The organism is Streptomyces sp. NPDC107546 (genome assembly GCF_055639175.1).
Genome location: NZ_JBVKBA010000002.1, coordinates 213,362 through 234,890, shown reverse-complemented (window position 1 = coordinate 234,890; position 21,529 = coordinate 213,362). Strand labels below are relative to the sequence as shown.

26 protein-coding genes are annotated in these 21,529 nt (G+C 71.6%); 7 read left to right on the top strand and 19 right to left on the bottom strand.

The features are described from left to right. Positions 1–41 precede the first annotated feature (41 nt). The 7 genes from trpA to ACZ7L1_RS03595 all read right to left on the bottom strand — a co-directional run bounded on the left by trpA (position 42) and on the right by ACZ7L1_RS03595 (position 5,022). On the bottom strand, positions 42–857 hold the full coding sequence (trpA, locus tag ACZ7L1_RS03625; RefSeq protein WP_471433850.1) for a tryptophan synthase subunit alpha: 816 nt from the start codon (positions 855–857) through the stop codon (positions 42–44). Further along, positions 854–2,140 (bottom strand): tryptophan synthase subunit beta, encoded by a 1,287-nt coding sequence (trpB, locus tag ACZ7L1_RS03620; protein WP_471433848.1) that lies wholly within the window; start codon positions 2,138–2,140, stop codon positions 854–856. The genes trpA and trpB overlap by 4 nt, the downstream gene beginning before the upstream one ends. Positions 2,141–2,193: 53 nt before the next feature. Continuing rightward, positions 2,194–2,442: a tryptophan biosynthesis modulator TrpM gene (trpM, locus tag ACZ7L1_RS03615; RefSeq protein ID WP_471433847.1), complete on the bottom strand. Its 249-nt coding sequence runs from the start codon at positions 2,440–2,442 to the stop codon at positions 2,194–2,196. Positions 2,443–2,464: 22 nt separating this feature from the next. Then, a complete protein-coding gene (gene trpC, locus ACZ7L1_RS03610) occupies positions 2,465–3,274 on the bottom strand; it encodes an indole-3-glycerol phosphate synthase TrpC (RefSeq protein WP_471433845.1) in 810 nt (269 codons plus the stop codon). Positions 3,275–3,452: 178 nt separating this feature from the next. Beyond that, positions 3,453–3,911, bottom strand: coding sequence for a DUF2752 domain-containing protein (locus ACZ7L1_RS03605; protein ID WP_471433844.1), 459 nt, complete (start codon positions 3,909–3,911; stop codon positions 3,453–3,455). A gap of 91 nt (positions 3,912–4,002) precedes the next feature. Then, positions 4,003–4,242, bottom strand: coding sequence for an HGxxPAAW family protein (locus ACZ7L1_RS03600; RefSeq protein WP_471433843.1), 240 nt, complete (start codon positions 4,240–4,242; stop codon positions 4,003–4,005). A gap of 141 nt (positions 4,243–4,383) precedes the next feature. After that, entirely contained in the window at positions 4,384–5,022 is a 639-nt protein-coding gene (locus tag ACZ7L1_RS03595) for a TIGR02234 family membrane protein (protein ID WP_471433842.1), read from the bottom strand. 258 nt (positions 5,023–5,280) lie between these two features. Here ACZ7L1_RS03595 and ACZ7L1_RS03590 point away from each other — a divergent pair, with 258 nt between their 5' ends. Beyond that, positions 5,281–6,498 carry a S53 family peptidase gene (locus tag ACZ7L1_RS03590; protein WP_471433840.1) on the top strand — a complete coding sequence of 406 codons (1,218 nt, stop codon included), beginning with the start codon at positions 5,281–5,283 and terminating at the stop codon, positions 6,496–6,498. Between the two features lie 3 nt (positions 6,499–6,501). Here ACZ7L1_RS03590 and ACZ7L1_RS03585 read toward each other — a convergent pair whose 3' ends face one another. Next, entirely contained in the window at positions 6,502–8,019 is a 1,518-nt protein-coding gene (locus ACZ7L1_RS03585) for an anthranilate synthase component I (RefSeq protein WP_471433839.1), read from the bottom strand. An 11-nt stretch (positions 8,020–8,030) separates the two neighbouring features. After that, on the bottom strand, positions 8,031–8,432 hold the full coding sequence (gene hisI / locus ACZ7L1_RS03580; RefSeq protein ID WP_471433837.1) for a phosphoribosyl-AMP cyclohydrolase: 402 nt from the start codon (positions 8,430–8,432) through the stop codon (positions 8,031–8,033). Positions 8,433–8,514: 82 nt separating this feature from the next. On the opposite strand from hisI, the gene ACZ7L1_RS03575 reads away from it, so the two are divergent. Next, positions 8,515–9,150 (top strand): TIGR03085 family metal-binding protein, encoded by a 636-nt coding sequence (locus ACZ7L1_RS03575; protein WP_471433836.1) that lies wholly within the window; start codon positions 8,515–8,517, stop codon positions 9,148–9,150. A 9-nt stretch (positions 9,151–9,159) separates the two neighbouring features. On the opposite strand, the gene ACZ7L1_RS03570 is transcribed toward ACZ7L1_RS03575, so the two are convergent. The 10 genes from ACZ7L1_RS03570 to hisD form a co-directional block, all read right to left on the bottom strand. Continuing rightward, positions 9,160–10,410 carry an MFS transporter gene (locus ACZ7L1_RS03570; RefSeq protein WP_471433834.1) on the bottom strand — a complete coding sequence of 417 codons (1,251 nt, stop codon included), beginning with the start codon at positions 10,408–10,410 and terminating at the stop codon, positions 9,160–9,162. A 12-nt stretch (positions 10,411–10,422) separates the two neighbouring features. Beyond that, positions 10,423–11,010, bottom strand: a complete 588-nt coding sequence (locus ACZ7L1_RS03565; protein WP_471433832.1) for an ArsR/SmtB family transcription factor — start codon at positions 11,008–11,010, stop codon at positions 10,423–10,425. Positions 11,011–11,132: 122 nt separating this feature from the next. Continuing rightward, positions 11,133–11,903, bottom strand: a complete 771-nt coding sequence (gene hisF, locus ACZ7L1_RS03560) for an imidazole glycerol phosphate synthase subunit HisF (RefSeq protein WP_471433830.1) — start codon at positions 11,901–11,903, stop codon at positions 11,133–11,135. Positions 11,904–11,928: 25 nt separating this feature from the next. Next, positions 11,929–12,321: a RidA family protein gene (locus ACZ7L1_RS03555; RefSeq protein WP_471433829.1), complete on the bottom strand. Its 393-nt coding sequence runs from the start codon at positions 12,319–12,321 to the stop codon at positions 11,929–11,931. Next, the gene (priA, locus tag ACZ7L1_RS03550) at positions 12,318–13,043 is read right to left on the bottom strand and encodes a bifunctional 1-(5-phosphoribosyl)-5-((5-phosphoribosylamino)methylideneamino)imidazole-4-carboxamide isomerase/phosphoribosylanthranilate isomerase PriA (protein ID WP_471433827.1); all 726 of its coding nucleotides are present in this window, start codon (positions 13,041–13,043) and stop codon (positions 12,318–12,320) included. Before priA ends, ACZ7L1_RS03555 begins: the two co-directional genes overlap by 4 nt. 4 nt (positions 13,044–13,047) lie before the next feature. Further along, positions 13,048–13,728 (bottom strand): imidazole glycerol phosphate synthase subunit HisH, encoded by a 681-nt coding sequence (gene hisH / locus ACZ7L1_RS03545; protein WP_471433825.1) that lies wholly within the window; start codon positions 13,726–13,728, stop codon positions 13,048–13,050. Next, a complete protein-coding gene (locus tag ACZ7L1_RS03540; protein ID WP_471433823.1) occupies positions 13,725–13,889 on the bottom strand; it encodes a hypothetical protein in 165 nt (54 codons plus the stop codon). Before ACZ7L1_RS03540 ends, hisH begins: the two co-directional genes overlap by 4 nt. A gap of 3 nt (positions 13,890–13,892) precedes the next feature. Continuing rightward, positions 13,893–14,486 (bottom strand): imidazoleglycerol-phosphate dehydratase HisB, encoded by a 594-nt coding sequence (gene hisB / locus ACZ7L1_RS03535; protein WP_471433822.1) that lies wholly within the window; start codon positions 14,484–14,486, stop codon positions 13,893–13,895. Further along, positions 14,483–15,622: a histidinol-phosphate transaminase gene (locus tag ACZ7L1_RS03530; protein ID WP_471433820.1), complete on the bottom strand. Its 1,140-nt coding sequence runs from the start codon at positions 15,620–15,622 to the stop codon at positions 14,483–14,485. Before ACZ7L1_RS03530 ends, hisB begins: the two co-directional genes overlap by 4 nt. Then, on the bottom strand, positions 15,619–16,944 hold the full coding sequence (hisD, locus tag ACZ7L1_RS03525; RefSeq protein ID WP_471433819.1) for a histidinol dehydrogenase: 1,326 nt from the start codon (positions 16,942–16,944) through the stop codon (positions 15,619–15,621). The genes ACZ7L1_RS03530 and hisD overlap by 4 nt, the downstream gene beginning before the upstream one ends. A 309-nt stretch (positions 16,945–17,253) precedes the next feature. Between hisD and ACZ7L1_RS03520 the strand changes: the two genes are divergently transcribed. The 5 genes from ACZ7L1_RS03520 (at position 17,254) to ACZ7L1_RS03500 (ending at position 21,505) form a co-directional block, all read left to right on the top strand. Further along, positions 17,254–18,834: an oxidoreductase gene (locus ACZ7L1_RS03520; protein WP_471433817.1), complete on the top strand. Its 1,581-nt coding sequence runs from the start codon at positions 17,254–17,256 to the stop codon at positions 18,832–18,834. Positions 18,835–18,987: 153 nt separating this feature from the next. Then, the gene (locus tag ACZ7L1_RS03515) at positions 18,988–20,094 is read left to right on the top strand and encodes a hypothetical protein (RefSeq protein ID WP_471433815.1); all 1,107 of its coding nucleotides are present in this window, start codon (positions 18,988–18,990) and stop codon (positions 20,092–20,094) included. Positions 20,095–20,105: 11 nt separating this feature from the next. After that, on the top strand, positions 20,106–20,846 hold the full coding sequence (locus ACZ7L1_RS03510) for an LON peptidase substrate-binding domain-containing protein (protein ID WP_471433813.1): 741 nt from the start codon (positions 20,106–20,108) through the stop codon (positions 20,844–20,846). Between the two features lie 44 nt (positions 20,847–20,890). After that, positions 20,891–21,391: a Cys-tRNA(Pro) deacylase gene (gene ybaK / locus ACZ7L1_RS03505; RefSeq protein WP_471433811.1), complete on the top strand. Its 501-nt coding sequence runs from the start codon at positions 20,891–20,893 to the stop codon at positions 21,389–21,391. Positions 21,392–21,430: 39 nt separating this feature from the next. Beyond that, positions 21,431–21,505, top strand: coding sequence for a hypothetical protein (locus ACZ7L1_RS03500; protein ID WP_465269763.1), 75 nt, complete (start codon positions 21,431–21,433; stop codon positions 21,503–21,505). The last annotated feature ends 24 nt before the right edge of the window (positions 21,506–21,529 follow it).

The window sequence follows — 21,529 nt, the reverse complement described above, 5'->3', positions numbered from 1 at the left end:
TCAGGTCCACTCGTTCGAGTGAGCGGTTTGCCGCCCTCGGCTCACACGTTGCCGCGGACGCCCTCCGCCAGCTCGCCCGCCAGCGTGCGTACCGCTTCGAGGGCCGCCGCCTCGTCGGGCGCGTCCAGCATCCGCTTCACGAACGCCGAGCCGACGATCACGCCGTCCGCGAAACCGGCCACCTCGGCGGCCTGGGCCGCGCCTGAGACGCCGAGGCCGACGCAGACCGGCAGGTCGGTGGTGGCGCGGGTGCGCCGGACCAGGTCCTGGGCCTGCGCGCCGACCGACTCGCGGGTGCCGGTGACGCCCATGAGCGAGGCCGCGTAGACGAAGCCGGAGCCCGCCGCGGTGATCTCGGCGAGCCGTGCGTCCTTGCTGCTGGGCGCGACCACGAAGACCGTGGCCAGTCCGTGCTTCTCGGCGTGCTCCCGCCACAGGGCCGACTCCTGCACGGGCAGGTCCGGCAGGATGCACCCCGCGCCACCCGCCTCGGCCAGCTCGGCGGTGAAGCGTTCCACGCCGTAGCGGTCGATCGGGTTCCAGTACGTCATCACGAGGATGGGCTTGCCGGTGGCCTCGAAGGCCTCGCGGACCGTGCGCATCACGTCGGCGATCTTCACGCCGCCACGCAGTGCGATGTCGTCGGCGGTCTGGATGACAGGGCCGTCGAGGACGGGGTCGCTGTGCGGCAGGCCCACCTCGACGACGTCGGCGCCACCCTCCAGAACCGCCTTGATCGCGGCGATGCCACCGTCGACCGTCGGGAAGCCGGCCGGCAGATAGGCGATGAGCGCGGACCGGCCCTCCGCCTTGGCGGCGGCGAGGGTGTCCGACAGCAGTTGGATGTTGCCGCTCACTGGGCGTCCCCCTCGATCTCCGCGGCGTCGGTGTCGGCGTCCGCGGCGACGGACGCGTCGGTGTCGTACAGGCCGAAGTACCTGGCGGCGGTGTCCATGTCCTTGTCGCCGCGCCCCGACAGGTTGACGACGATCAGCCCGTTCTCACCGAGCTCCCTGCCGACCTCCAGGGCGCCGGCGAGGGCGTGGGCGCTCTCGATGGCCGGGATGATGCCCTCGGTGCGGGACAGCAGGCGCAGGGCCTGCATGGCGGCGTCGTCGGTGACGGCCCGGTACTCGCCGCGGCCGCTGTCCTTGAGGTAGGAGTGCTCGGGGCCGATGCCCGGGTAGTCGAGGCCCGCGGAGATCGAGTAGGGCTCGGTGATCTGGCCTTCGTCGTCCTGCAGGACGTAGGAGCGGGAGCCGTGCAGGATGCCGGGCTCGCCGGCGGTGAGGGTGGCGGCGTGCTCGCCGGTCTCCACGCCGTGCCCGGCGGGCTCGCAGCCGATGAGGCGTACGCCCTCGTCGGGGATGAAGGCGTGGAAGAGGCCGATGGCGTTCGAACCGCCGCCCACGCAGGCGATGGCGGCGTCCGGCAGGCGCCCGGCGCGCTCGAGGAGCTGCCGCCGTGCCTCCACGCCGATCACGCGGTGGAAGTCGCGCACCATGGCCGGGAAGGGGTGGGGGCCTGCGACGGTGCCGAAGAGGTAGTGGGTGTGGTCGACGTTGGCTACCCAGTCACGGAACGCCTCGTTGATGGCGTCCTTGAGGGTGCGGGAGCCGGACTTCACGGCGATGACCTCGGCGCCGAGCATGCGCATGCGGGCGACGTTCAGGGCCTGCCGCTTGGTGTCGATCTCGCCCATGTAGATGGTGCACTCGAGCCCGAACAGGGCGCAGGCGGTGGCGGTGGCGACGCCGTGCTGGCCGGCGCCGGTCTCCGCGATGACCCGCGTCTTGCCCATCCTCCTGGTCAGGAGGGCCTGCCCGAGGACGTTGTTGATCTTGTGAGAGCCGGTGTGGTTGAGGTCCTCGCGCTTGAGGAACACCCGGGCGCCGCCGGCGTGCCGGGCGAACCGCGGCACCTCGGTGAGGGCGCTGGGCCGGCCGGTGTAGTTCACGAGCAGGTCGTCGAGTTCGCGGGCGAACTCGGGGTCGGCCTTGGCCTTCTCGTACTCGACGGCAACCTCGTCCACGGCGGCGACGAGGGCCTCCGGGATGAACTTGCCGCCGAACGCGCCGAAGTAGCCCTCGGCGCTGGGGACCCGGCCTTCCGGGTCTGGGATGAAGAACTCGCTGGGCATGCGGAAACCTCACGGTGAGTTGTGGATACCAATCGCCGTGGGGGCGGGGCCGATCAGTCGGCCTCGGGCCGCCTGTGGCTGATAGCGCCGACGCGGCCGAGCCGCGTGTTCGGGCACTGCCCCGCACCCCTCGCGGGGCGCTGCCATCGCATGCCGTTGACCTGCCCCGGCTCGTCACCGATGACATACCGCACGCGGCGTCCGTGGACCCGGCGTGCGGGCGCGCGGCAGCCGCGGGGGCGGCATCCGCGGGCCAGGCGGGCGTACGGGTCCCTGGTCGTCACGGTGGTCGGAACAGTCATCGGCGCTCACCCTACCGGGACGTCAGTCCCGCCCGTGGCGCAGTGCCGGATGCGCGCCCGCCGCCACCAGGTCGGCGACGGCCGTCTTCGGGTCGCGCCCGGTCACCAGGGACTCGCCGACGAGTACGGCGTCGGCGCCGTCGTTGGCGTACGCGATCAGGTCGTGCGGTCCGCGGACCCCGGACTCGGCGACCTTGACGATCCCGCCGGGGATCTCGGGGGCGACCCGCTCGAACGTGGTGCGGTCCACCTCGAGGGTCCTGAGGTTGCGCGCGTTGACGCCGATGACCTTCGCTCCGGCGTCCACCGCCCGCTCGACCTCGTCCTCGTCGTGCACCTCGACGAGCGGGGTGAGCCCGATGGAGACCGCGCGTTCGATCAGCGACTCCAGGGCCGACTGGTCGAGGGCGGCGACGATCAGCAGCACGAGGTCGGCGCCGTACGCCCGGGCCTCCCACAGCTGGTAGGAGGTGACGATGAAGTCCTTGCGCAGCACCGGGATGTCGACCCGGGCCCGGACGGCCTCCAGGTCGGCCAGCGAGCCGCCGAAGCGGCGCTGCTCGGTCAGGACGGAGATGACGGCCGCGCCGCCCGCCTCGTAGTCCGCGGCGAGCCCCGCCGGGTCGGCGATCGCGGCGAGCGCGCCCTTGGACGGGCTGGACCGCTTGACCTCGCAGATCACCTTGACCCCGTCACCGCGCAGCGCGGCCAGACCGTCCTTGGCCGCGGGGGCCTTCGCCGCGCGCTCCTTGAGCTCGTCGAGGCTGACGCGTGCCTGCCGCTCCGCGAGGTCGGCACGGACTCCGTCGATGATCTCGTCGAGCACACTCACGCGAGCGGCCCCCTTCCTGACGGTTGACGATGGGGTGAGGCCCCACCGGGTCGGGCCTCGGTCCACCGGGGCCGCCTCGGCGGGCGAAACCGATGGTCACTGCGATGGTATCCGGAGCAGGGCCCAAGGCTCACATCCGGTGGAGGCCGGTCCCACTACCTGGACATTCACAGATCGATCACGGGTGCAGGCGGCCGCCGAACGGCAGGTTCCGGACAACGGTGAAGGCCAGCAAGAGGGCGCCCAGGCTCCACAGCTGCACCGGCGTGAGGTCGATCCGCAGCGCTCGTCCCCGTACCGTGCGCACCGCCCACACGGTCCACAGCACGGCGAAGACCAGAAAGCCGGCGACGGCGAGGGCGTTGTCCTGCAGCGCCATCAGGACGTCCCCGTGCACGAAGGCGTGCGCGCTGCGCAGTCCGCCGCAGCCGGGGCAGTACACGCCGGTGTAGTGCAGCAGCGGGCAGACCGGATAGTGGCCGGGCCGGTTCGGGTCCACCGCTCCGACGTACGCGAAGGCCCCGGCGACGGCCGCGAGCACCCCGGCGGGAACCGCGATGCGACGGAGCGCGGCTGCGCTGCCGGTGCCGCCGCGGTGCGGGGTCGCACTGGGGGATTCGGCGTTCACCCCACGCATTGTGCCCGCCCGCCGCCGCGGGTGCGCGGGGACGCGAGAGGCGGCTCCCGTACGCGCCGTGCGGGGCCGCCTGTCGTAACCGGAGGAAGCCTCAGCTCTCCGTCGCCTCCGCGGGCTGGTGCGCCGAGTGCGCCTGGCTCTTCGGCTGGCCGAGACCCATCTGGCGCATGATGCCGCCGACGACGCCACCGAGGACGCAGATCGCGATGCCCGCCCAGAAGCCGACCGGCTGGGCCATCACGGTGAAGGCGCCCGAGACGCAGAAACCGATGAAGGCGATGATGACACCGGTCCAGGCGGCCGGGGTGTGACCGTGGCTGCTGCCCGCCATGACTTGCTCCTTGTTGGCTCTATGTGCGTGGGTGAGTCGAAGCTCGGCGCTCATTGTCCCGTACCCGCGCGTATGAGGTGAGCGCGGGGTCGCGCTGTCCGATTCGGGGCTCGGTGTGCCCGCACGGCGGCCCTTCGGCTCTCAGGCGCCGGTGGGGTCCTCGCCCCGGTCGAGGGCCTTCCACAGGTCCTCGGGACGGTCGGGGTCGACGGGCTTCGTCCGGCGCGGACGGGGAGTGCCGTCGCGCTCGTAGCGGCCGGACATCGCGGGCCACAGCCGGCCGTAGCGCAGGGCGAGCAGCCCGGCGAGGAGGAGGAGCGCACCGCCGGCGGCCGCGATGTACGGCCAGGCGGAGTGCGTGAGCGCGGTCGCGGTCGCGGAGGTGTCGCCGGCCGCCTGTGCCGCCTTCTCGTCGAGCGCCGAGCTGTCGGAGGCGCCCAGCAGCGCGGCGGCGATGGTGCCGGCACCGGAGAGCGCGAGCAGCAGGGAGACGAGGAGGCGCCCGGTGCTGCGGACGGCGAAGACGGCGACGAGTGCGGCGAGGCCCACTATGGCGAGGGCCGCGGGGACGCCTGTGACGTCGCTGCCCTTGGCGGTCAGCGAGTAGTCGCCGCCGGCCACCGCCACGGTCCCCGCCGACCAGCTCTGCCGGGTGGAGAGCAGCGCCACGGCAGCGCCGGCCGCGCCGCAGAGCAGGGCGACGGCGAGGCTGCGCCGGGCGGGCCGGAGGGGTGCGGCGGCCTCGGAACGGGGGTGAGGTACGGCAGTCACGTACTCCACTATCGCCTGAACCCCGGCAGAACCGTCATCCGGGGTCCGTCAACCATGAGCGCACCACCGTTTTCCCTTGGTCATCCCAGCGACAGGCCATGTGTTCCCCATCCAAGGCAAAAGGACGTCACAGCTTCAACGTTCTTCTTGTTGACGTGCCCAGGACATCCATAGGTTCTGCGCGGCCGCCACGCACACCCACGTCGGCGGCTGTACGGCGCACCCCCCACATGTCTCTCCGGTTCACCCACTCATGGAGGACGTACGTTGCGCAGAACCGTTTCCGCCGGCGCCGTGGCCACACTGGCCACCGCCGCCCTCGCCCTGACCGCTCCCGTCGGCCAGGCCGCGTCCACGACATCCACGGCGCACGGCGTCACCGTCGCGCGCTCGTGCGCGGCCCCGACGCAGAAGAACGTCATGGCCTGCAACGCTCTCAAGGTCACCGCGGGCACCCCCACGTCCGCGCACGCGGAGAGCGATCTGACGGCCGCGGCCACCCCCGCCGGCTACGGCCCCGCCTCGCTGCAGGCGGCCTACAAACTGCCCTCGTCGACCGGCGGTTCGGGCCAGACGGTGGCGATCGTCGACGCGTACGACGACCCGAACGCCGAGGCCGATCTCGCCGTCTACCGCTCGCAGTACGGCCTGTCCGCCTGCACCACGGCGAACGGCTGCTTCAAGAAGGTCGACCAGAACGGCGGCACGAGTTATCCGCGCGGCGACTCCGGCTGGGCGGAGGAGATCTCCCTCGACCTCGACATGGTCAGCGCGGCCTGCCCCAACTGCAAGATCCTCCTGGTGGAGGCGAGCTCGGCCACCATGACGAACCTCGGCACGGCCGTGAACACCGCGGTCAGGCTGGGCGCGAAGTTCGTCAGCAACAGCTACGGCGGAAGCGAGTCCTCCAGCGACGCGACGTACGACTCCTCGTACTTCAACCACCCTGGCGTCGCCATCACGGTCTCCTCCGGTGACAACGGCTACGGCGTCGAGTACCCGGCCGCCTCCAAGTACGTGACGGCGGTGGGCGGTACGTCGCTGAGCACCGCGTCCAACTCCCGCGGCTGGACCGACACGGTGTGGAGCGGGGCGGGCTCCGGCTGCTCGACGTACGACGCCAAGCCGGCCTGGCAGAGCGATGGCGGGTGCGCGAAGCGCACCGTCGCCGACGTCTCGGCGGTCGCCGACCCGAACACCGGCGTCGCGGTCTACGACAGCTACCGCTCGGCCACCGGCTGGATGGTGTTCGGCGGCACCAGCGCCTCCTCGCCGCTGATCGCGGCCACGTACGCGCTGGCGGGCGCCCCGTCCTCCGGCTCCTCTCCGGCGTCCTTCCCCTACGCCCACCCGTCGGCGCTGTACGACGTCACCAGCGGCTCCAACGGCAGCTGCTCCGGCTCGTACCTGTGCACCGGCACCACCGGGTACGACGGGCCCTCGGGCCTCGGTGTCCCGAACGGCACGGCGGCCTTCACGGGCTGACCCTCACGGTGACGTGAGCCTGTTGGCCGTGTGCACCGCGCGGAGGACGGCGGCCGCCTTGTTGCGGCACTCGTCGTCCTCCGCCACCGGGTCGGAGTCGGCGACGATGCCGGCTCCGGCCTGCACGTACGCCGTGCCGTCGCGCAGCAGGGCCGTACGGATGGCGATGGCGGTGTCGGAGTCGCCCGCGAAGTCGAGGTAGCCGACGCAGCCGCCGTACAGCCCGCGCCGGGACGGCTCGAGTTCGTCGATGATCTGCATCGCGCGCGGCTTGGGCGCGCCGGAGAGGGTGCCCGCCGGGAAGCAGGCGGTGAGCACGTCGAAGGCCGTGCGCCCGGCCGCGACCCGTCCGGTGACCGTCGAGACGATGTGCATCACGTGGGAGTACCTCTCGATCGACATGAAGTCGACGACCTCCACCGAGCCGGGTTCGCACACCCGGCCGAGGTCGTTGCGGCCCAGATCGACGAGCATCAGGTGCTCGGCGCGCTCCTTGGGGTCGGCGAGCAGCTCGTCGGCGAGGGCCTGGTCCTCCTGCGGGGTCGCGCCGCGGTGCCGGGTGCCGGCGATGGGGTGGACCATGGCCCGGCCGTCCTCGACCTTCACCAGGGCCTCCGGGGACGACCCGACGACATCGAACGCGTCTCCGTCCCCGCAGGGGAACCGGAACAGGTACATGTACGGCGAGGGGTTGGTGGCCCTGAGCACCCGGTAGACGTCCAGCGCGCTCGCGGCACACGGCGTCTCGAAGCGCTGCGAGGGGACGACCTGGAAGGCCTCGCCCGCGCGGATGCGCTCCTTGATGTCCTCGACCGCGTCCCGGAAGTCCTGGCCGCCCCACCGGGCGGTGTACTCGGGCAGTTCGGAGGGCGGCAGGACGGCCGGGGGCTGGGCGACCGCGCGGGACAGGTCGGCCTCCATGGCGTCGAGGCGGGCCACCGCGTCCGCGTAGGCCTCGTCGACGCCCGTGTCGAGGTTGTTGTGGTTGATCGCGTTGGCGATCAGCAGGACCGAGCCCTCCCAGTGGTCCATGACCGCGAGGTCGCTGGTCAGGAGCATGGTCAGCTCGGGCAGCTTCAGGTCGTCGCGCTCACCGGGGCCGATCTTCTCCAGGCGGCGCACGATGTCGTACCCCAGATAGCCGACCATGCCGCCGGTGAAGGGCGGCAGGCCCAGGTCGTGGGCGAGGTCGTGGGGTGTGTGCAGGGCCTCGATGGTGGCCCTCAGGGCGGCCAGCGGGTCGCCGTCCGTGGGGACGCCGACGGGCGGAGTGCCGAGCCAGTGGGCCCGGCCGTCGCGCTCCGTCAGGGTTCCGGCCGAGCGGACGCCGACGAAGGAGTAGCGGGACCATTGATATGCGGCGCGGCCGTTCTCCGCAGACTCCAGCAGGAAGGTGCCGGGGCGCTCCGCGGCGAGTTTGCGGTAGAGCGCGACCGGGGTGTCGCCGTCGGCGAGGAGCTTGCGCGTGACCGGGATGACGCGGCGGTCGGTGGCCAGCTTGCGGAACGTCTCGAGGTCCATGGCGGCCGACCTTACTGATCCGCGGACGCCGGGGAGGAGGGGGCGTCCTTGAGCAGCACGTCGGCGTCGAAGCAGGTGCGGTCGCCGGTGTGGCAGGCGGCGCCCACCTGGTCGACCTTGACCAGCACGGTGTCGGCGTCGCAGTCGAGCGCGACCGACTTCACGTGCTGCACATGGCCTGAGGTGTCGCCCTTGACCCAGTACTCCTGGCGGCTGCGCGACCAGTAGGTGCAGCGGCCGGTGGTGAGGGTGCGGTGCAGCGCCTCGTCGTCCATCCAGCCGAGCATGAGCACCTCACCGGTGTCGTACTGCTGGGCGATGGCGGGGAGCAGCCCGTCGGCGCTGCGCTTGAGGCGCGCGGCGATCTCGGGGTCCAGGCCGCTGGGCCTGCTGGGCGAAGGCGTGCTGGTCATGCGGACCATTGTGCCGCGCCGCACCGACATGCCCGGTCACCGTCCGCTGGGCGGACCGGTCCCCGGGTCGTACGCTGACTGCATGTCGACCCATGCCAAGCGTGAACGACTCCTCCTCGCGGACCTGTTGGAGGCCACGGGCCCCGACGCGCCCACCCTGTGCGAGGGCTGGAAGACCCGGGACCTCGCCGCCCACGTGGTGGTGCGCGAACGCCGCCCGGACGCCGCCGGGGGCGCGCTGATCAAGCAGCTCGCGCCGCGCCTGGAGAAGGTGACGGAGGAGTACACCGCCAAGCCGTACGAGGAGCTGATCCAGCTGATCCGTACCGGCCCGCCGCGCTTCTCGCCCTTCTCCCTGAAGCAGATCGACGAGGCGGCCAACACGGTGGAGTTCTACGTCCACACGGAGGACGTGCGCAGGGCGCAGCCCGACTGGACGCCGCGTGAGCTGGACCCGGTCTTCCAGGACGCCCTGTGGTCCCGCCTGGAACGCACGGCTCGCCTGACCGGCCGCGGCGCCCCGACGGGCCTGGTCCTGCGCCGCCCGAACGGCCAGACAGCGGTCGCCCACCGGGGCACTCCGGTGGTGACGGTCACCGGCGAGCCCTCGGAACTGCTGATGTTCACGCTGGGCCGGCAGCAGGTGGCGGACGTGGAGCTGGAGGGCGAGAAGGAGGCGATCACTCAGGTGCGGGAGACCAAGCAGCTGGGGATCTGAGGGGGGTGCTCAGTGGGGCAGCTCGGCGTGGCGGAGAGGGCCGGAGCGGAGGCCGTGGATCCCGCCGAGTCCGCAGACGGCGGCGCTTGCCACGAACACCGGGCCGGTGCCCCACTGCCCGATCGCGGCTCCGACCAGCGGCATGGTCAGCGGAGCGATGCCGAGGCTGACCAGACTGGAGACGGCGGTGACGCGGCCGAGGTAGCCCGGCTCCGCCTGGGTCTGGAGCAACGCCCCGCACAGGGCACCACTCAGCCCGGCGAGCAGCCCGACCGCCAGGGCGACGCCCACCGCGGCGACGACCGACGGCACGTACGCGAACGCGGCGATCGCGCCGGAGCCCGCGGCGATGGTGGCCGACAGCACGAGGCCGGCGCGCGGAAGCCGACCCCGCACCGCCAACAGCAGTGACGCCGTCCCGGCGCCGATGCCGAACCCGGCGAGCACCCAGCCCATACCGGAGGCGCCCCAGCCGCGTCGGTCGGCCAGGAGCATCAGTCCGACGTTGAGCGGTCCGACGAAGCCCAAGTCGCTGAGTGCGATCACAACGATCAGCGGGCTCAGGACGCGGTGCCGCCGTATGTGGCGCAGTCCGTCGCGCAGGTCACCCCATGCGGTGCGCTGCGCGCCTTCCTCATCGGGCGGCAGCTCACCGATCCGGACGGTGAACAGCAGTGGCACCGAGACGGCGATGAGGAACCCTGCCAGGCCGAACGCTGCGGCGGCCCCGCCGAGGGCCACGCCGAGGCCGCCGAGCGGGCCGCCGAGCACATTGGCGAGGCGGTTCACCAGGCCGCGCAGGCCATGGACCCGGGCAAGCTGGTCCCGCCGTACGACCCGGGCCGGCAAGGCCCCCACCGCCGGCATGAACACCGCGTCGACGGTGCCGAAGACGAGGGCGAGGAGCGCCAGGAGCCACAGCCCCGGGGCGGCCGTGAACAGCAGCACGGCCACCGTGAGGACAGCCGTGCACCGAACCGCGTCACTTCCCATGACGACCCGACGCGGCCCGAACCGGTCCGCCAGGACTCCCCCGCCCAGCATGAGGAGCGCCCGGGGGACGGCGCTCAGGGCCATCACCCACCCCGCCTGTGCGGGGGTTCCGGCACGGACAGCCGCCCACGACAGGGCGAGGTAGTAGACGTTGTCGCCGACCATCGACGAGGCATAGGCGGCGAGCCAGCGCAGAACGTTGCCGTCGCGATGGGCGGGACGCTCGGTGGTGTGCCGGGCGGTGGGTATCGCGGGCACGGTGGTCAAGGCGGTGGCCTCTCAGGGACGGAAGGGGAATCCGTACACGTGCAACGCGACGTTCTCGCGCCCTTCGGTCTCGCCGGCGGCCGCGCGGGCGCGCGCCTGCTCGGTGTGCTTCCTGATCAGGGCGTCCAGCTCGCGGGACAGGCCAGCGAGTTCGGTGGCCGTCATGCGCGGCAAGTACTCGGAGTCGATGACGGCGCTGTTCCACTCGGGACCCCAGTGGGGTCGTTCGTCGAGGTGACGGAGGTAGAGCTCGCCGCGCTGCCGGTAGAAGAGCCGCGAGGCCGCGGTGTGCGCGGCCACCTTCTCCGGAGCGTCCCCGAAGTCCTCTTCGTGGATGCTGACGCCGTCCGACGCGGGCTGCCACCAACGTTCGCGTCCGTCCTCGCTCTGCGGCTCGGCCTCTTCGATCAGCCCGTGCTCGGCGAGCTTGCGCAGGTGGTAGCTGACCAGGGACACGGCCTCGTCGACCAGCTCGGCGAGCCGTGAGGCGGTGGCCACGCGCTCGAGGTACAGCGCCCGAAAGAGCTTCATCCGTAGAGGGTGCGCAAGCGCCTTCAGCGTGCCCACGTCGTTGATCCGGCGGTCTTCCTTGCCTGCCATGTCCGTCACCGTAGACAAGAAAGGAAATTTGCACAATAGATTTTGCGCAATTTTCCCTTCGCATCTGGCCGTGAAAGAGCCCCGGCCGACTACGGCGACCGGGGCTCAAGCGCAGCGCAGCATCACCGCACCGGATGCCCCGCCTCCCGCAGCGTCTGCTTGACCTCGCCGATCCGGAGGTCGCCGAAGTGGAACACCGACGCCGCCAGCACCGCGTCCGCGCCCGCCGCGATCGCCGGGGGGAAGTGGGCCAGTGCGCCCGCGCCGCCCGAGGCGATCACCGGGACCGTGACGTGCTTGCGTACGGCCGCGATCATCTCCAGGTCGTAGCCGTCCTTCGTGCCGTCCGCGTCCATCGAGTTGAGCAGGATCTCCCCGGCGCCCAGCTCCGCCGCTCGGTGCGCCCACTCGATCGCGTCGATGCCGGTGCCACGGCGGCCGCCGTGGGTCGTCACCTCGAAGGAGCCGGACGAGCCATCGCGGGAAGGGGTGCGGCGCGCGTCCACCGAGAGCACCAGGACCTGGCGGCCGAAGCGTTCCGCGATCTCCCGGATCAGATCCGGGCGGGCGATCGCGGCCGTGTTGACGCCCACCTTGTCGGCGCCCGCACGCAGCAGCCTGTCCACGTCCTCGGCGGTACGGACGCCGCCGCCGACCGTCAGCGGAATGAACACCTGCTCGGCGGTGCGGCGCACGACGTCGTACGTCGTCTCCCGGTTGCCCGAGGAGGCGGTGATGTCCAGGAACGTCAGCTCGTCGGCGCCCTCGGCGTCGTACACCTTCGCCATCTCGACGGGGTCGCCCGCGTCGCGCAGGTTCTGGAAGTTGACGCCCTTGACGACCCGGCCGTTGTCCACGTCCAGGCAGGGGATGACTCGGACCGCCAGGGTCATGAATCCACGGCTCCTCTTGCTGCTTCTAGCCTCTGAAAGCTTCCAGTTCCACTTCGACCAGGATGCGCGGGTCGACGAAGCCCTCCACCACCAGCAGGGTCGCCACCGGGCGCACCCGGTCGAACAGCTCCTTGTGGGCGCGGCCCACCTCGTCGACGTCCCGGGGATGGGTCAGGAACATCCGGGTCCTGATCACCGACTCCGGGCCCAGCCCGAACTCGGCGATCGCCTCCAGCGCGCTGGTGAACGCCACCTTCGCCTGCTCGTACGGGTCGCCCTCCCCGTACAGGACGCTGCCCTTGAAGGACGTCGTGCCGCCCACCAGGACGCGGTCGCCGGCCGCGATGGCGCGCGCGAAACCGAAGGTCTCTTCCCAAGGACTTCCGCTCTGCACGCGCCGTACGGCTTCCGACGTCATGACGACACAGCCTCCAAGGCCTCTTCCAGGGTGAACGCCTTCGCGTACAGGGCCTTCCCGACGATCGCGCCCTCAACCCCCGCAGGGACCAGCTCGGCGATCGCCCGCAGGTCGTCCAGCGACGACACACCGCCGGAGGCGACCACGGGGCGGTCCGTCGCCGCGCAGACGTTGCGCAGCAGCTGGAGGTTCGGGCCCTGCAGCGTGCCGTCCTTGGCGATGTCGGTGACGACGTACCGCGCGCAGCCCTCCTTGTTGAGGCGCTCCAGCGTCTCGTAGAGGTCGCCGCCGTCGCGGGTCCAGCCGCGGCCGCGCAGCGTGGTGCCGCGGACGTCCAGGCCCACCGCGATCTTGTCGCCGTGCTCGGCGATGACCTTGGCGACCCACTCGGGGGTCTCCAGGGCGGCCGTGCCGAGGTTGACGCGCGTGCAGCCGGTGGCCAGGGCGGCGGCCAGGGTGTCGTCGTCGCGGATGCCTCCGGACAGCTCCACCTTGATGTCCATCGCCTTGGTCACCTCGGCGATCAGCGCGCGGTTGTCGCCGGTGCCGAACGCGGCGTCCAGGTCGACCAGGTGCAGCCACTCGGCGCCCGCCCGCTGCCAGGCGAGGGCGGCCTCCAGCGGGGAGCCGTAGGAGGTCTCCGTGCCGGACTCGCCGTGCACGAGGCGGACGGCCTGGCCGTCGCGGACGTCGACGGCGGGGAGGAGTTCGAGCTTGGCCATGTCTCTACAGGGTTCCGATCCAGTTGGTGAGCAGCTGCGCGCCGGCGTCGCCGGACTTCTCGGGGTGGAACTGCGTGGCCCACAGGGAGCCGTTCTCCACGGCCGCCACGAACAGCTTGCCGTGCGTCGACCAGGTCACCTTGGGGGCGCTCATCGCCGGGTTGTGCGTCTGAAGCTGCCAGTCGTGGACGGCGTAGGAGTGCACGAAGTAGAAGCGCGCGTCCGCGTCCAGCCCGGCGAACAGCTCGGAGTCGGCCGGTGCCTCGACGGTGTTCCAGCCCATGTGCGGCACGACGTCCGCCTGGAGCTGCTCGACCCGTCCGGGCCACTCGGCGAGGCCCTCGGTCTCGACGCCGTGCTCGATGCCGAGGCCGAAAAGGATCTGCATGCCGACGCAGATGCCCATCACGGGGCGTCCGCCGGCCAGCCGCCGGTCGATGATCCAGTCACCGCGCGCCTCCTTCAGGCCCTGCATGCAGGCGGCGAAGGCGCCGACGCCCGGCACCAGCAGGCCGTCGGCGTTCATGGCGCGGTCGAAGTCGCGGGTGATCTCCACGTCGGCGCCCGTGCGGGCGAGGGCGCGCTCGGCGGAGCGGACGTTGCCGAAGCCGTAGTCGAAGACGACGACCTTCTTCGACGTGTTCGACGTCTTCGACGTGTTCCGGGGAGTGCTCGGGGTGCTCAATTCCACACCTCCAGACGCATGACGCCCGCGACGAGACACAGTGCCGCGCCGATCGACAGCAGCACGATCAGGCTCCTGGGCATCTTCTGCTTGACGAAGGAGATGATCCCGCCGACGAGGAACAGGCCGACGACGATCAGTATGGTCGAGGTGCCGTTCATGGCTTACAGCGCGCCCTTCGTGGACGGGAGGATGCCGGCCGCGCGCGGGTCGCGCTCGCTGGCGTAGCGCAGGGCCCGGGCCAGCGCCTTGAACTGGCACTCCACGATGTGGTGGGCGTTGCGCCCGTAGGGCACGTGCACGTGCAGCGCTATCTGGGCCTGGGCGACGAATGACTCCAGGATGTGCCGGGTCATCGTGGTGTCGTACTCGCCGATCATCGGCGCCATGTTCTCGGGCTCGGTGTGCACCAGGTACGGGCGGCCGGACAGGTCCACGGTGACCTGGGCGAGGGACTCGTCGAGCGGGACCGTGCAGTTGCCGAAGCGGTAGATCCCCACCTTGTCGCCGAGCGCCTGCTTGAAGGCGGTGCCGAGCGCGAGGGCGGTGTCCTCGATGGTGTGGTGCGAGTCGATGTGCAGATCGCCGTCGGTCTTCACGGTCAGGTCGAACAGACCGTGCCGGCCGAGCTGGTCGAGCATGTGGTCGTAGAAGCCGACGCCGGTGGCGATGTCGGTCTTGCCGGTGCCGTCGAGGTCGATCTCGACGAGGACCGAGGTCTCCTTGGTGGTGCGCTCCACGCGCCCTACGCGGCTCATGCGCTGTACTCCTTCGGGGGCGTGGGGGTGTCCCCCACAAGACACTGCAACTCGCCGACCGCGTCGAGGAACGCGTCGTTCTCCTCCGGGGTCCCGGCGGTGACCCTCAGCCACCCCGGTACGCCGTTGTCCCGGACCAGGACGCCCCTCTCCAGGATCTTCCGCCATGCCTCGTGCGCATCGGGGAACCGCCCGAACTGCACGAAGTTGGCGTCGGACTCGGTGACGTCGTAGCCGATCGCGCGCAGCTCGGCGACCAACCGGTCCCGCTCCGACTTCAGCTGCTCGACGTACTTCAGCAGCGTGTCGGTGTGCTCCAGGGCGGCCAGGGCGGTCGCCTGCGTGATCGCCGACAGGTGGTACGGCAGCCGGACGAGCTGGACGGCGTCCACGACGGCCGGGTGCGCGGCGAGGTAGCCAAGGCGCAGGCCGGCGGCGCCGAACGCCTTCGACATGGTGCGCGAGACGACGAGATTCGGCCGACCTTCGAGGAGCGGCAGCAGCGAGGAGCCGTGGCTGAACTCGATGTACGCCTCGTCGACGATCACCATGGAGGGCTTGGCCGCCTGCGCGGCCTGGTAAAGGGCGAAGACCGTCTCCGGCGGGACCGCGTTGCCGGTGGGGTTGTTGGGGGTGGTGATGAAGACGACGTCCGGCCGGTGGTCGGCGATCGCCTTCTCGGCGGCGGCGAGGTCGATCGTGAAGTCCGCGTTGCGCGGGCCCGAGATCCAGCCGGTGCCCGTGCCGCGCGCGATGAGCGCGTGCATCGAGTACGACGGCTCGAAGCCGATCGCGGTGCGGCCGGGGCCGCCGAAGGTCTGCAGCAGTTGCTGGATGACCTCGTTGGAGCCGTTGGCCGCCCACACGTTCTCGAGGCCGACGTGGTACTTGCCGGTCTTCGTCAGGTACTCGGCCAGCTTCGTGCGCAGTTCGACCGCGTCCCGGTCCGGGTAGCGGTTCAGGCCGCGGGCGGCCTCGCGTACACGCTCGGTGATCCGTTCGACCAGCGGCTCGGGCAGCGGGTACGGGTTCTCGTTCGTGTTCAGCCGTACGGGCACGTCGAGCTGGGGGGCGCCGTAGGGGGTCTTGCCGCGCAGCTCGTCCCGGACGGGAAGATCGTCGATTCCGAAGCTCACTTGCTCTCAGGCACCTTCCAACCGAACCTTGCCTTGATCGCCGCGCCGTGCGCGGGCAGGTCCTCGGCGTCAGCCAGCGTCACCACGTGGTGCGCGACCTCGGCCAGCGCGTCCCGCGTGTAGTCGACGATGTGGATGCCGCGCAGGAAGGACTGGACGGACAGGCCGGAGGAGTGGCAGGCGCAGCCCCCTGTCGGCAGCACATGGTTGGAGCCTGCCGCGTAGTCGCCGAGGGAGACCGGCGCCCAGGGACCGACGAAGATCGCGCCCGCGTTCCTGACGCGGTCCGCGACCGCGGCGGCGTCGGCGGTCTGGATCTCCAGGTGCTCGGCGCCGTACGCGTCGACGACCCGCAGGCCCTCGTCGATTCCGTCGACCAGCACGATGGCGGACTGCTTGCCGGCCAGCGCCGGGCGGATCCGGTCCTCGATGTGCCTGGTCGCGGCGACCTGCGGCTCGAGCTCCTTCTCCACGGCGTCCGCGAGTTCGACGGAGTCGGTGACGAGGACGGCGGCCGCCAGCGGGTCGTGCTCGGCCTGGCTGATCAGGTCGGAGGCCACGTGCACCGGGTCGGCGGTGGAGTCCGCGAGGATCGCGATCTCGGTGGGGCCGGCCTCGGTGTCGATGCCGATCCTGCCGGTGAAGTAGCGCTTGGCGGCGGCGACCCAGATGTTGCCGGGGCCGGTGACCATGTTCGCGGGCGGGCAGGACTCGGTGCCGTACGCGAACATCGCGACGGCGGTGGCGCCGCCGGCCGCGTACACCTCGTCGACGCCCAGCAGGGCGCAGGCGGCGAGGATCGTCGGGTGCGGCAGGCCACCGAAGTCGGCCTGGGCCGGGGAGGCGAGGGCGATCGACCCGACACCGGCCTCCTGGGCCGGGACCACGTTCATGATCACGGACGACGGGTAGACGGACCGGCCGCCGGGCGCGTACAGACCCACGCGGTCCACCGGCACCCACTTCTCGGTCACCGTGCCGCCGGGCACCACCTGCGTCGTGTGCGTGCTGCGGCGCTGCTCGCGGTGGACGAGACGGGCGCGGCGGATGGACTCCTCCAAGGCCGCGCGCACGGCCGGGTCGAGCTGCTCCAGCGCTTCCTTCAGGGCCTGGGCCGGGACCCGGACCGAGGTGAGGCGCACTCCGTCGAACTTCTCGGCGAAGTCGATCAGCGCCGCGTCGCCACGATGATGCACGGCTTCGCAGATCGGACGCACCTTCTCCAGTGCGGCCGATACGTCGAAGTCGGCTCGGGGCAGCAGGTCGCGCAGGGCGGGACCCTCCGGGAGGGCGTCGCCGCGCAGATCGATTCGGGAGATCACAGCCCCAATTCTCGCAGACGGCCCCGACGGGCCGGACGGCCGTATCAATGGCTGATACAGAGCGTGGGCGGGCGGACGGCTCGGTGGCGGGCCGGTCGGCCGGAGGCGGCCGGGGACGGATCGGTGGACGACACGGCGTGTCGCAGCCGGGCCGGGGCGCTCGGTGAGGGCTGTCGGGCGGGGTGGCCGGATTCGATGGGTGGCGGCAGTGGGCGGAAGATCCCCTTCACCTTCGGCGTTCGGGTCGTCACACAGCGGGCATGAACGGTCGTACGAAACCCGCGAGTAGCTGGGGAGGAAGGAAGAGCCGTGACCGAGGGTGCCGACATCCGTGTCGAGGAACTCCCGGACGGACTGACCGCCACGGAGGCCGGAATGTGGCAGGCCTTCCGCAACGGCAGCGAGTACGACCTGCGCGACGGGGACCCCGCCGTGGACGATCCGCACGGCGCCCGGCCCTGGGGGCCCGAGCGCAGCGTGCGGGCCCGGATCGTGGCCTGGCTGCTCCTCGACGGCCCGCCCGCGCTCGCAGGACGGGTCTCGTCGCTGAAGCTGACCGGCATCCGGATCACGGACACCCTGGATCTCGCAGGCGGCACGGTCGTGCCGTACATCGAGCTGAACGGCTGCCGGTTCGAGAAGGAGGTCCTGCTGCCGGAGGCCCGTTTCACGACCGTGCGGCTCGTGGACTGCTCGGTGCCGCGTCTGGAGGCGGCGCGCGTGCACACGGAGGGCGACCTGCATCTGGCGCGCTGCCGGTTCCAGGGCGGGGTGCGGCTCACGGACGCGCACATCGGCACCGACCTGATGCTCAACCAGGCCGTCGTCCATCGGGACCGGCGCGGCCGTTCCATCACCGCGGACGGGCTGACCGTCGGTCAGGACCTGCAGGCCGAGATGCTGGAGTCGTACGGGGAGCTGAGCCTGCGCAGCGCCAAGGTCGGCGTGTCGCTGAGCCTGCGCGGCGCCCGGCTGACCAGCCCGTACACCCGGCTGGCCCTGAACGCCCCGCAGCTGACGGTCGAGCGCACCCTGTACCTGACTCCGGCGGGCGTCGGCAATCCGCTGCAGAGCAGTGGCACCACCCCGGCGCGCGGCACCCGGGTGCAGCGCTTCGAGTGCCGGGGCGGGGTCCGGCTGGACGACGGGCGGTTCGGGGACGCGGTCGACCTGGACCGGGCCCACTTCGTCCTCGACGACGACCAGGAGCTGTCGCTGCGCCGGGTCCAGACGCCCGAGCTGCGCTTCCTGGGCGACCGGCCCGAGCGGGGCAAGGTGATCCTCTCGGGCGCCCGCATCGTGAACCTGGTGGACCGGTGGACGAGCTGGCCCGGTCTCGGCGATCTCCACATGGGCGGTTTCGCCTACGAGAACCTCGTGCCGCAGGACGCCTTCCCGCTCGCCCGGCGTCTGGAGTGGGTGGCGGCGGCGACCGCCGAGTACAACCCGGAGCCGTACGAACGGCTCGCGGCCGTGCTGCGCAACTCCGGCGAGGACGAGGACGCGCGCGAGGTCCTGCTCGCCAAGCAGCGGCGCCGCCGCGAGACACTGCCGCTCGCGGCCAAGCTGTGGGGGTACGTACAGGACTGGACGGTCGCCTACGGGTACCGGCCCGGCCGCGCCGCCGTGTGGATGGCGGTGCTGTGGGCGGCGGCGTCGATCGCGTTCTCGCACGCGAGCCATCCGCCGGTCAACAAGGACGGGCATCCGGCGTGGAACCCCTCCCTGTTCGCCCTGGACCTGCTGCTGCCGGTCATCGATCTGGGCCAGGCGGGCCAGTGGCGGCTGAACGGGGCCTGGCAGTGGCTGTCGACGGCGGTGATCCTGCTCGGCTGGATATTGGCCACGACGGTCGCGGCGGGAGCGACGAGGCTGCTGCGACGCAGTTGATCCTGGGTGACGGATGTGGCCTGCGCATAGAGGTCCATCAGCGACCAAACGGTTACTTTTTACTTGTTCTTGAACTTCGCCCGTACAACCAAACACGGGTTACGCATTCGTGCTGGCGCGCCCCCGACCTGCGGCTTTTCAATGGTCGACACCATGGCAATGCTCCGCCCCTTCATCCGTGCCCCACGGGTGGTTCGCACCTCCGCCCGCCTCGCCGACGGGTTGCCCGCCGACGACGAGGTGCTTCTCGACGCGCCCGACGACCGCCTGGCGCCCGCCCTGGTCGCGGCGGGCCGCGGTGAGTACGGTCCGGCGGCCGAACTGCTCGCCGCCACACGTCAGGCCGCCGAGTGGGAGGACCGCGACCGGTACGTGACACGACTCGGCGCCTTCGCCCGCTCGCGCGACGAATGGCTCACCGACTGGCTCGACGCCGCCCCGCAGGATCCGGACGCCACTTTGGTCAGCGCCCAACTCGCGGTGGCCCGCTGCTGGGAGTCGCCGGCCCGCGTCGAACTCCTGCGCAAGGTAGGCCCCTTGGTCACCGCGGCGACCGGGGGCGATCCTCGGGACCCCGTGCCGTGGCGGGTGGCGCTCGACCACGCGCGCGGAGCGCACGCCGGCCACACCGAGTACGAGCGGCTGTGGGCCGAGGCCGTACGCCGCGCCCCGCACCACTACGGCTGCCACGTCGCCGCCCTGCAGTACCTGTCGGCCGCGTGCAGCGCCCAGTGGGGAAGGACTCCGCACAGGCCCGGCGACTCGCACTGGGAGTGCTTCGACTTCGCCGAGACCGCGGCGCAGGACGCCCCGCCGGACTCCCTGGTGCAGGCGCTGCCCGTGCGAGCCGCGTTCAAGTACCTGACGGAGGGCGACGGAGTGGTCGTGACCCGGGGACGGCTGGACGCGGCGGCCGACCGGGCGATCGCGCTGTCGTCGCGGTTCGCGGCCGCCGACCCGTGGCCCGCGGAGATCCGCAATCTCCTCGTCTTCGTCCTGGTCCGGCTGGAACGCTGGCAGGACGCGCTCACGCAGTCGCGCATGATCGGCCCGTACGCCACGTCCTTCCCCTGGGACCGGATCTGCGACGACCCGCTGGGCCGGTTCCTGGAGGTGCGGGAGGCGGTACGACATGCGGTTGCGTCGCCGGTTCCGCCGCACACGCCCGAGCGGCTTCTGCCGCTCATCCCTCCCCCCGGCAGGCAACTGATCGGGCACCTGAACGACCACACCGGCCACAGGCCCCGCTGCGACCATTAGGCTTTCGGGTCGTGACCACCGTCCGGCTCCCGCTCTTCCCGCTGAACTCGGTGCTGTTCCCGGGGCTCGTGCTCCCGCTGAACATCTTCGAGGAGCGCTATCGCGCCCTGATGCGCGACCTGTTGAAGATCCCCGAGGACGAACCGCGCCGGTTCGCCGTCGTCGCCATCCGCGACGGCCACGAGATGGCGCCGAGCGCGCCGGGCATGCCGGATCCCACGGCGCTGCCCGAGCGCGGGCCCGCGGCCGGCTTCGGGTCCGACCCGGCCAAGGCGTTCCACGCGGTGGGCTGCATCGCGGACGCGGCGACGATCCGGGAGCGGGCCGACGGCTCGTTCGAGGTGCTGGCGACGGGCACGACCCGCGTCCGTGTGCTCTCGGTGGACACCTCCGGCCCGTATCTGACGGCCGAACTGGAGGAGCTGCCGGAGGAACAGGGCGACGAGGCGGGCGCGCTGGCCGAGGGGGTGCTGCGGGCGTTCCGGCAGTACCAGAAGCGGCTGGCGGGCGCGCGGGAGAGGTCCCTGGCGGCGGGTGCCGACCTGCCGGACGAACCGGCCGTGGTGTCGTACCTGGTGGCGGCCGCGGTGATGTTGGACACGCCCACGAAGCAGCGGCTGCTGCAGGCGCCCGACACCGCCTCCCGCCTGCGCGACGAGCTGAAACTGCTTCGCTCGGAGACGGCCATCATCCGTAACCTGCCGTCGTTGCCGGCGACCGAGCTGACACGGACGCCGACGAGCCTGAACTGACGCGCGACCGCTTTTGAGGAACGGGACGGAACGGGAACGGCCGGATGGCGAAGAAATCGAAGAAGCAGCAGCCGGGCGGGACCCCGGCGACGGTGGCCCTGACGGCGGCCGGAGTGGAGTTCACGGTCCACGCCTACGACCACGACCCGTCCCACCCGTCCTATGGCGAGGAGGCGGCCGAGGCGATGGGCGTCTCCCCCGACCGGGTGTTCAAGACGCTGGTGGCCGACGTGGACGGGGCGCTCGTGGTCGGGGTGGTCCCGGTGGCGGGTTCGCTGGACCTGAAGGCGCTGGCCACGGCGGTGGGCGGCAAGCGGGCGGCGATGGCGGACCCGGTGCTCGCGGAGCGTACGACGGGCTACGTACGCGGCGGCATCTCGCCCCTCGGCCAGCGCAGGAAGCTCCGCACGGTGCTGGACGAGTCGGCGTCCTCGCACACCACGATCTGCGTGTCCGCCGGCCGCCGGGGCCTGGAGGTGGAGCTGTCCCCCGAGGACCTGGCCAAGCTCACGGAAGCGACGCTGGCACCGATCGCCCGTGCCTGACCACTCGACGCACGGCCCGTCCTCGGCTAGTACGGAAACATGTCGAAGAGGACACGCAAGCGCAAATGGCGCATGAAGAAGGGCCACGCCAACCACGGCCACCGGCCGGCGTGACCACCACCCGTCACAACAGCGCCG